We start from the raw sequence: 8814 nt of genomic DNA, 5'->3' as shown, positions 1-8814 counted from the left end.
TTTGTTGGTCGCCAAAACTAGGGCTGGCAGTTGACAAAGCCGGAATGACCCAGGCGGTCAACCGTTTGTACGCTGGCCATCTGTGCCGGCTCACTACTACGAATGAAGCGAATCGATCGACTGCAGATTGCCGCGAATGCGATCCGACTCTTGGCTCCAAAGATTCGAGAGTTGGGTGTATATCGTCCCGCCACAGCACTTGAGCCATGTCGGTGGATGTGGGATTCGGCGGGCTACCGACTATCACTCACGGAAAACTTTCTGATGTCTCCCGTGGAGCCCGATCTTTCATCCCTGCTTGATCTCTGGCCACACGTGGGAGTGGGGGTCATCTCGGTTTTTTGGGAATCGTCGACAAAATTCCAAAACGACCCGAAATCTGTACGCCGGGTTCAACTACCTCCAGTGACAACTCATATGGATCGGCGTTGTCATCGTGGTGCTCTGCGATTCACAACTGACCACTTGATCAAGCGAACTCGTAGGGCGCCTGCGGCCGAGTGCCCGTATAGTGGCTCGCAATCCAGTCTTTGGAGGCGCGATGGCGAGCTACCGGTACAAGTTCCTCGGCAAGCAACAGCTTCCCTCAAAGATGACGGAGGCAGAAGCGATCGAGCACTGCAGGCTCAGTGACGAGCAGCTCGCGGCGATCCCCATCGTCAGCCGCGTCGATGACGATGGAAACGCTAAGCGCGGGCGGCCGCCTCTAGATTTGCGCTTGGGCTACGCCCTCCAGCTCATGTTTCTTGGGCTGACTGGCAGGTTGGCCGGCGTGACGGACAGCTTTCCGGCCAACATGGTCAAGGTGCTGGCCAACCAATTGGGGACGGATGCCACGGCCATCGCGACCATCAAGTCGATCTACCGTGGCAAGGCCGGTCCACAGGCCGAAGGTTCCGTCGAACGCCGGTTGCGCGAGCAGCGTACATGGGCACGGCAGACGCTGGGGTTTGAGGTCTTTGCGCCTGAAATACAAAGGGAGCTGACCGCCACGCTCACCATGCGCGCACGAGACGCAGCGAGTCAGGCCGAGTTGGTGACCTTCGCCGAGGAATGGCTCTACGAGCGCAGGATCGTCCTGCCTGGCGTCTCGACGCTTGAGGACCAAGCCAATGCGGCCTTTCGCGCGATCGAAACCCTCGCGATGGAGGTCATCAACGGCGCGGTCAAGCCTGCCCGGCAGCGCGCAATCTTGAAGATTATGTTTGACCAAGGGCCGTCGGAGGACTCCACTGTCCTCGAATGGCTCAAAACCTCGGCGGGCAAGCATGGGGTCAAGAATCTGGAGGAAGTGTCCTCGCGCGTCGACTACCTGAAGACACTCGGCGTCGCTGATTGGAACCTCATATCGCTGTCCCAGACACGCATACAGGCCTTCGCGCAGCGTGTTGCGCACCGACCTCCATCCGAGACCTCCCGCCGCGTGCTGGAGACGCAGATCGTGGAGGTCATCTGCTTCCTGAAAGCCACGCTCTGGGAGTTGACAGACGAAGCCATTTTCCGGATGGGCCGGCGCACCGGCGATCTGGTGCGCATGGGTGCGAAGCGCGTGCAGTCCAAGCAGGCCAGCCGCAGTGGCATCTACCGCGAGTCAGTTCAGTCCATGCTGAACCTAGCGCAGGACGCGGACAAAACCGCAGAAGAGCGGATCGTGGAGATCGTCAGGGTTGCCAGGGAGGTGTTGGATATGCCAAGGGTCAGCCATGCCGACATCGTGCGTGAAACGCTCGTGGAGCATGGCGAACGGGTCGCGACTGTGCTGGACACAATGGACTGCCTCAACATCGAGGGCGATGAGAGCAAGAAGGATCTGACCCTCGTCGAACAGCTCAAGAAAATTCGCACCGAAGGCCTGAAGGAGCTGCCCAAGGACTGGGACGTGTCGGGCATCGAAGCCGCCTGGCGTCCGCTAGTCGACGACGCGGATCGTGCCAAGGCGCTGAAGGCATTCAAGGCTTGTGCCTTGCTTCGAATCCGCAAAGGGTTGATGGGCGGGCGACTGTGGGTGCCGCACAGCGCCAACTTCCGTAGCCGCACCGACAGCCTCATTTCCGAGGAAGAGTGGGAGCGCGATCGAGAAAAGTTTTGCACGGCTTTTGGCTTGGAGGTCGACCCGCAGGTCGCGATTGCGCGCCAGATGGCATTGCTCATGGACGGCCTGCAGCGCGTCAAAGAAGGGCTGGCCAACGGCCTGCTTGAGATCGACGAGCAAGCTTGCGTTCGTCTGCCCGCACTGAACGCGATGGCGGAAGAGCCTGAGCTCAAGAGAACGGCCCAGGCGGTGCAGCAGATGATTGGTCCCGTCCAGTTGCCCGACCTGATCCTGGAGATGGACGCTCAGACCCGCTTCAGCTCCAAGCTGCTAGGCCGCGATGCCAAAACGACCAGGGAGCTGATCGCCTTGTATGCCGCCCTGCTGGCCCACGGAACTGAGATCGATGCCAAGTCGGCTGCCGCCATGGTCAGCGGCGTCACCGTGGCCGAGGTGACTGCCGCCATGCAGCAGTTGGAAACCCCGGGCCGATTGCGAGCTGCGAACAATGCCGTCGTCGCATACCAGCAGAGCATTCCCATCGTGAAACTCTGGAGCGATGGCACCAAGGCATCCGCCGACATGATGGCCCTGGACACGACGAGGCACTTGGGCATTGCCCGCACCGATCCGCGGCGAAAAACCCCCGCTGCCGGTATCTACACCCACGTGCTCGGCAGCTACCCCGTCTTTTACGATCAGCCGATTGTGCTGCTCACGCGCCAGGGCGGCCCAGCGGTCGAAGGTGTCGAGCAGTACAACAGTTCCAGCGAGGAGCGCATCAAGATTCAGCTGCTGGCGGTGGACACACATGGCTACACGTACGGCGCGATGGCGCTGGCCAAGCATCTTCGGTTCGACCTCTGCCCGCAGCTCGCAGGACTGCCGGATTGCAAGCTCTGGGTGACACGCAAGACCGAGGTCCCCGAGGAGCTGGACGCGATCGCACTGACCAACGTGTCCGAGCGCGCCATCGTGCGCGGCTGGGACGTGATGCTGCGTTTGGTGGCGTCCATCCTGACTGGGCGGGTCAGCGTGGGCTGGGCGTTGGCGCGCAATGGCAGCGCAGCCATTGGCGACAAACTTCATCGTGCCCTGGATCATTACGGTCGGCTGCTGCGGTCCGTGTACCTGTGCGACTACTTCACCAAAGAGCAGTTCCGCCGTGAGATCCACACCTTGTTGAATCGTGGCGAGTCGGTGCACCAGCTTCAACGCGCCGTGTATTTCGGTCGCATCGCCGCCGAGCGCGGCCGTCGCCGCGATGAGCTGCGAGCCATTTCGGGCTCGCACGTACTGCTCACAAACCTCATCATCGCGTGGAACACCAAGAAGCTTAACGAGGTGGTCGCCAAGCTGAGGTCCGCCGGTGGTGGCGTGAGCGACGACATTGTGCGGCGGCTGGGTCCGGTATTTTTCGGGAACATCAACTTCCGCGGCATCATGAGCTTTTCTATCGAGCAATACGCAGGCGTGCTGCTAAGCAATGTGGAGGAGGAAACGCCTGCCGAAGCGAGGCGCCGCAAGCTGCGCCGGTTGGCCCAGATGTCATAGCCGTAGCTATCGGAATTGGTGCCATCACTCGCGCTGGTTGCTAGGTCGAGCTGATCCTGAGCTCTCGGCATGGGCGGTGCGCAGGCCTTGCAACTTCGGCGCGTAGACGTGGCGGCTCAAGGTGATGGTGTTGAAAAGGATTCGCTGCTCTCACAGAAGCGTGGTCATTTACGGCAACGACCCCGTTTGGCTGCCTGTACACCCACCAACTCAATCCCAATGTGCATCGGTGGCGGGCTCATGAAACGAGGTTTCCAGCAGGCACTGGTTGTCTTCGGCAACGCGGCGCATGCCCTCCAGCAGCGTGCCGATCAGCTCGTTCAGCGCGTCGCGGGACGGATGGGGAATCGTGAGCTCGTACAGTGTGCTTTCGGTGTTCAGACGCTGCATGGCAAAACGTTCGAAGCAGGTCTGCTCGATCAGGCGGTGGGCGCGGGCCAGACCGAGCGACTGTTTGCTGAACCGGGCCAGGGTCATCGTGACACGCAAGATTGCCACAGGCCTTGTTTCATCGCCCGGTGGGTGCGCAATGCCCGCCAGCTTTGTCTTCAGGCTGCGGAGGCGGTATCAGTTGAGCTGCTGGCGCCGAAGCGATCAGGCCCTGCTCGAACCGAGCTTGCAGGCTGGAATCCGACGCATCGAGGTAGCGCATGGCCGATTTGACATCCTTCCAGCCGACGTATTCCATCAACTCCTTGATGTCCCAGCCGCTGGCGCGTGCCCAGCCGGCAAAGCCGCGACGCATGGAGTGGCTGCTGTATTCCTCAGGTGACTCGACGCCTGATTCGGCGAACAGACTGCGCAGCAAGGGGATCAGACTGTTGACGTGCAGGCTCTCCTCGGCAACATGGCCCCAGCGGTCAATCTTGCGGAATACCGGGCCCTCGCTCAGTCCAGCGAGGCTGACCCAGGCATTGAACGCAGTCACAGGACACAGTCGGGAGAGCGCCGGGCATCTGAAAACGCGGCCCTCACGCTGCCTGTCGCCTTTGCTGCGGCCAAGGTAGCAGGTCATGCCCTGGCCAGGGGTGACCTCGGTGTTATCAACGCGCAGGTTGACCAGTTCGTCGGAGCGAAAGCCGCGCCAAAATCCGAGAAGCATCAGGCTGCGGTCGCGCGTGTGGCGCAGCGCGCCAGACTGGTCGCCGGACCGCTGCGCATTGGTGATAGCGGTATCGAGCCATTGATCGACTTGCTGAAGAACGGCCAGTTCGAGTGGGCGGGCGCGTTTTTCCCGCACGCTGTGAACGGAGCGAATGCCCTTGAGGACCTGGCGCACCAAAGCCGATTTGGTGGGATCGGGAAAGCCATGGTCGGTGTGCCACCGCGACAGCGCCGCCAGCCGTTGGCGCAGGGTGTTGATGGCCAGGGTAGCCGCATGGTCGGCCATGTAGCGGGCAATGGCGTCCGTTGTGGAAGGCAGCAAACCCTTCCACTCAACTTCAAAATGGCGTATCGCCGAAGCGTAGCTCCGGCGAGTGTTGTCGCTCTCGGCAGCCTCGATGTATTCAGCAATACGGGTCATATATCGGTTGTCAGGGCTGTTTTAATCTCATGAGGGTCAATACCAGCCAACTTTTTTTCTGGCCGCAACCATCGCGTCAGGCTTTGCGCAATACCTATTGCCGCAAGACGAGCTCAGGCAAATTGCGGCTCGATTTTGGCGGCGCGCCGTCGCACCGGGCTGACCACAATCTTCACGTCGTGCCTTGCTTGGCCACCAACTCGAGCAGCTCGGCTTCACTGATATCGCGGAACTGGCTGCACGTGATGCGCGAGACCTTGGTCTGATCGATGCTCAGCAACGTTGCCGCACCTTCTTGCATCAGGCGCACGTCATTTGTTGCTCGCGCTGTGTGCCAAGGATTCGATGATGGGGCAACAAACTGCGGCAGGGCCGGCCTCGCATTTCTGCACCAGATTTTTCAGTGTTGATCGGATGCGCTTCAGATCGGTGATCCTTTCCTCCACAAGTTGCAGCTTGCGAACGGCTGCATCGTGTGTCGGCCCGCAAGCGCTGGACTGTTCCAGGGCCATCAGGCCCACAACTTCCTCCAGTGAAAAACCCAGTGCCTGGGCGCGCTTCACGAAGCGGACGCGGGCGATGGTTGCCTCGTCGTAGTAACGAAAGCCCCCTGGCGATTTCGGTGGCTCAGTCAGCAGGCCCCGCCGTTGATAAAACCGAATGGTTTCCACATTCACGGCCGCAGCGGCAGCGACTTTTCCGATGGTTAGTTTTTGAGCCATGAATTTTTACAAATGAGGTGGGAAAACCGCTTGACTCTGTACTGTAGTACGGAGCTTACAGTTGCGCATCGATTCATTTTTAGGACCCTATGGAACAAGACAAACTTGCCAAAACTACCCTCATCGGAGGTGGTCTGGCCGCGCTGGCAGCTTCCGCCTGTTGCCTCGGACCCCTGGTACTGGTTAGCGTGGGCGTTGGTGGAGCGTGGATTTCCACCCTTACCAAGCTCGAGCCCTTCAGGCCGCTCTTCATCGGCGTCGCACTGCTTTGCATGGTGCTGGCCTACCAAAAGATCTATCGGGCACCGGCTGCTGCCGACTGCGCGCCCGGCTCGGCATGCGCACTTCCGCAGACGAATTCCAGGAACAGAGCACTTTTCTGGGTGGTCTCGCTGCTTGTTGGTATCGCCCTGGCCTATCCGTACCTTGTGACGCTGTTGGAGTGATGACGGCAGTGATCAAAAACACCCTGTTTCGTTGCGCGGTTGGCGCCTTGGCTGTGGCCTTGCTCCTTTACCTGGGCATTCTGGGTTTGTTGCTCTCCATGCAGCGCCTCGGTTGCTGCCCTATTGTTCTCAACTACTAAGGAAAATTTATGTTCAAAACACTCCGTACCCTCGCGCTTGTGTGTGCCGCTGGCCTGTCGTCCATGGCAATGGCCGCCATACAAACGGTGACGCTGGATGTGCCGGGAATGACGTGCTCATCCTGCCCGATCACGGTCAAAAAGGCCTTGTCCAAGGTGGATGGCGTTCAGAAAGTCAAGGCCAGCTTTGAGAAACGCGAAGCCGTTGTCACGTTCGACGACCAGAAAACCTCGGTCGAAAAGCTCAGTCTGGCGAGCGCCAATGCCGGTTATCCGGCTACGCTGAAGGTGGTGAAATGAGCATGGAGACGCTTGATTTTCAGATCACAGGGATGACCTGCGACCACTGCGCATCGACGCTGCAGCAGGCGCTGGGCCAGGTGAGGGGGGTCCGGAGTGCAACGGTGTCCTATCCAGCGCGCCAGGCAACCGTTGCGCTCGATGCAGGAGTTCAAGCGGAAACGCTCATCAAGGCAATCCGGGCCAAGGGGTTCGATGCCACGCTGCAGAGCGCAGCCGTCAAGGAGCCTGCATTTCCTCTCGCACCGCCGACGTCCGTTCCAGGTGCGGGCGCTGCACTGAAGGTCGTCATCATCGGCAGTGGCTCGGCGTCTTTTGCCGCAGCATTGCGAGCCGCAGAGGAAGGCGCGACGGTCACCATCGTCGAAGCGGGTGTGGTGGGCGGAACCTGTGTCAATGTTGGTTGCGTGCCCTCGAAAATCTTGATTCGCGCAGCTCAAATGGCGCATCAGCAGGCTCACCACCCATTTCCTGCCATCGACAAACGCACGCCCCGGATCGACCGCGCGGCCTTGCTTTTGCAGCAGCAGAGCCGTGTCGAGGAGTTGCGCTACGCCAAATATGAAGCAATCCTCGAAACGAATGCGAGCATCACTCTGGTACGGGGCCGGGCTCGTTTTATCGATGCCCACACGATCGAGGTTTCGCATGAGGGTGCTGCTCCACAGCGGCTCATAGCCGATCGGATCTTGATCGCGACCGGGCGCTCCCCCATCGTTCCAGGATTGCCGGGCCTGTCTGCGACCCCGTACTGGACATCGACCACAGCGCTGCTCGCCGATCGGACGCCCGAGCACCTGGTGGTCTACGGCGCCTCGGTTGTTGCGCTCGAACTTGCGCAGGCATTTTTGCGACTCGGGTCCAAAGTGACGCTCATTGCACGCTCGACGCTGTTGTCAAAGGAAGATCCGGCGATCAGTGCCGGACTTCAGTCGGCTCTGGAAGCCGAAGGCATGCGGATTCTGACCCACACGCTGATTCAAACAGTGGGCCACGACGGTACCGATTTCCACATCGACACCGGCACCGAGAAGCTCAAGGGCGATCGCTTGCTGGTAGCGACGGGCCGGCAAGCCAATACGGCGAACCTGGGGTTGGAGCTTGCGGGCGTTGCCGTGGATAGCTCTGGCGCTGTCGTGATCGACGAACACATGCGCACCTCGGTCGCCCATATCTTTGCCGCCGGGGATTGCACCAACCAGCCGCAATACGTCTACGTTGCGGCCGCCGCAGGAACACGTGCGGCACGCAACATGATGGGGGGCAATGCGGTGCTGGACCTGACGGCCATGCCGGCAGTCGTCTTCACCGATCCGCAGGTGGCAACCGTGGGCTTGAGCGAAGACCAGGCAAGAGCCGAAGGCTTCGAGGTTGACAGCCGGACCCTGGCGCTGGAGAACGTACCGCGCGCGCTAGCGAATTTCGACACCACCGGCTTCGTCAAGCTGGTGTCCGACAAGACGACCGGACGGCTGATCGGCGCCCAAATCCTGTCGGCCGAAGCGGGCGAGATGATTCAGACGGCGGTGCTCGCCATTCGCAACCGGATGACGGTGCAGGAACTGGGCGATCAGATGTTTCCCTATTTGACGATGGTGGAAGGCCTGAAGCTGTGTGCCCAAACATTTTTCAAAGACGTGAAGCAGTTGTCGTGCTGCGCTGGGTGAATGCACATGACTACCAACAATTTCAGTTTGAGGATGCAGGGCTTCGTTGATCGCTGAAGCAGGGAAAAGCACCCCATTGAAGATTCGTGGCTGCGTCGCATGGGACCTTTGCATTTTGTCCATATCGACTTCCGGGGTGTGTTCCGCTTTTCCGTCGCGCGCTACGCCAGAGCACTTTTGCGACTCCCGAGTCATCGCGAAAGACCGGCTGATCCTCGACCAACAAACCAAATCCATCAGAAGAGGCTCAGAGTCGTTTGCCGAAGCCCATCCGCCCTTCAAAAGACGTTTGGGCGCTTGGGAACGCGCGCGGATCAGCGGCGACCAAAAGCGATGCCGTTTAAATGACAGAACTGTAATCATTTGGTCAGAGTGCTGACGGCATCTTCTGCATACAGTCCACCACACCGAAAAAGCGAACCGTTGGT

8 protein-coding genes are annotated in these 8814 nt (G+C 60.1%); 4 read left to right on the top strand and 4 right to left on the bottom strand.

What is annotated here, in order from left to right:
* Nucleotides 1-541: 541 nt before the first annotated feature.
* The gene (locus ACN4F8_RS18310; RefSeq protein WP_419474883.1) at nucleotides 542-3586 is read left to right on the top strand and encodes a Tn3 family transposase; all 3045 of its coding nucleotides are present in this window, start codon (nucleotides 542-544) and stop codon (nucleotides 3584-3586) included.
* Nucleotides 3587-3796: 210 nt separating this feature from the next.
* On the opposite strand, the gene ACN4F8_RS18305 is transcribed toward ACN4F8_RS18310, so the two are convergent.
* The 4 genes from ACN4F8_RS18305 to merR all read right to left on the bottom strand — a co-directional run bounded on the left by ACN4F8_RS18305 (nucleotide 3797) and on the right by merR (nucleotide 5833).
* Nucleotides 3797-4063 (bottom strand): hypothetical protein, encoded by a 267-nt coding sequence (locus ACN4F8_RS18305; protein ID WP_419474882.1) that lies wholly within the window; start codon nucleotides 4061-4063, stop codon nucleotides 3797-3799.
* A gap of 31 nt (nucleotides 4064-4094) precedes the next feature.
* On the bottom strand, nucleotides 4095-5111 hold the full coding sequence (locus ACN4F8_RS18300) for a tyrosine-type recombinase/integrase (protein WP_419474881.1): 1017 nt from the start codon (nucleotides 5109-5111) through the stop codon (nucleotides 4095-4097).
* Nucleotides 5112-5283: 172 nt separating this feature from the next.
* A complete protein-coding gene (locus ACN4F8_RS18295) occupies nucleotides 5284-5421 on the bottom strand; it encodes a hypothetical protein (protein WP_419474880.1) in 138 nt (45 codons plus the stop codon).
* Between the two features lies 1 nt (nucleotide 5422).
* Entirely contained in the window at nucleotides 5423-5833 is a 411-nt protein-coding gene (merR, locus tag ACN4F8_RS18290; protein ID WP_419474879.1) for an Hg(II)-responsive transcriptional regulator, read from the bottom strand.
* Nucleotides 5834-5922: 89 nt separating this feature from the next.
* Here merR and ACN4F8_RS18285 point away from each other — a divergent pair, with 89 nt between their 5' ends.
* From ACN4F8_RS18285 to merA, 3 genes are all read left to right on the top strand, one after another.
* Nucleotides 5923-6279 carry a mercuric transporter MerT family protein gene (locus ACN4F8_RS18285; protein WP_419474878.1) on the top strand — a complete coding sequence of 119 codons (357 nt, stop codon included), beginning with the start codon at nucleotides 5923-5925 and terminating at the stop codon, nucleotides 6277-6279.
* A gap of 149 nt (nucleotides 6280-6428) precedes the next feature.
* Nucleotides 6429-6719, top strand: coding sequence for a mercury resistance system periplasmic binding protein MerP (gene merP / locus ACN4F8_RS18280; RefSeq protein WP_419474877.1), 291 nt, complete (start codon nucleotides 6429-6431; stop codon nucleotides 6717-6719).
* 2 nt (nucleotides 6720-6721) lie between these two features.
* Nucleotides 6722-8386, top strand: coding sequence for a mercury(II) reductase (gene merA / locus ACN4F8_RS18275; RefSeq protein ID WP_419474884.1), 1665 nt, complete (start codon nucleotides 6722-6724; stop codon nucleotides 8384-8386).
* Nucleotides 8387-8814 lie beyond the last annotated feature (428 nt).

The organism is Hydrogenophaga sp., from assembly GCF_048549895.1.
Taxonomy (GTDB): domain Bacteria; phylum Pseudomonadota; class Gammaproteobacteria; order Burkholderiales; family Burkholderiaceae_C; genus Hydrogenophaga.
Note: the sequence above shows the minus strand (reverse complement) of the source record. Positions and strands in the feature narration are given on the sequence as shown.

Bases quoted from the DNA above. Each gene is read 5' to 3' on its own strand.
- ACN4F8_RS18300 (WP_419474881.1), bottom strand. From the start codon at position 5,111: ATGACCCGTATTGCTGAATACATCGAGGCTGCCGAGAGCGACAACACT.
- ACN4F8_RS18285 (WP_419474878.1), top strand. From the start codon at position 5,923: ATGGAACAAGACAAACTTGCCAAAACTACCCTCATCGGAGGTGGTCTG.
- ACN4F8_RS18310 (WP_419474883.1), top strand. From the start codon at position 542: ATGGCGAGCTACCGGTACAAGTTCCTCGGCAAGCAACAGCTTCCCTCA.
- ACN4F8_RS18305 (WP_419474882.1), bottom strand. From the start codon at position 4,063: ATGACCCTGGCCCGGTTCAGCAAACAGTCGCTCGGTCTGGCCCGCGCC.
- merR (WP_419474879.1), bottom strand. From the start codon at position 5,833: ATGGCTCAAAAACTAACCATCGGAAAAGTCGCTGCCGCTGCGGCCGTG.
- merP (WP_419474877.1), top strand. From the start codon at position 6,429: ATGTTCAAAACACTCCGTACCCTCGCGCTTGTGTGTGCCGCTGGCCTG.
- merA (WP_419474884.1), top strand. From the start codon at position 6,722: ATGGAGACGCTTGATTTTCAGATCACAGGGATGACCTGCGACCACTGC.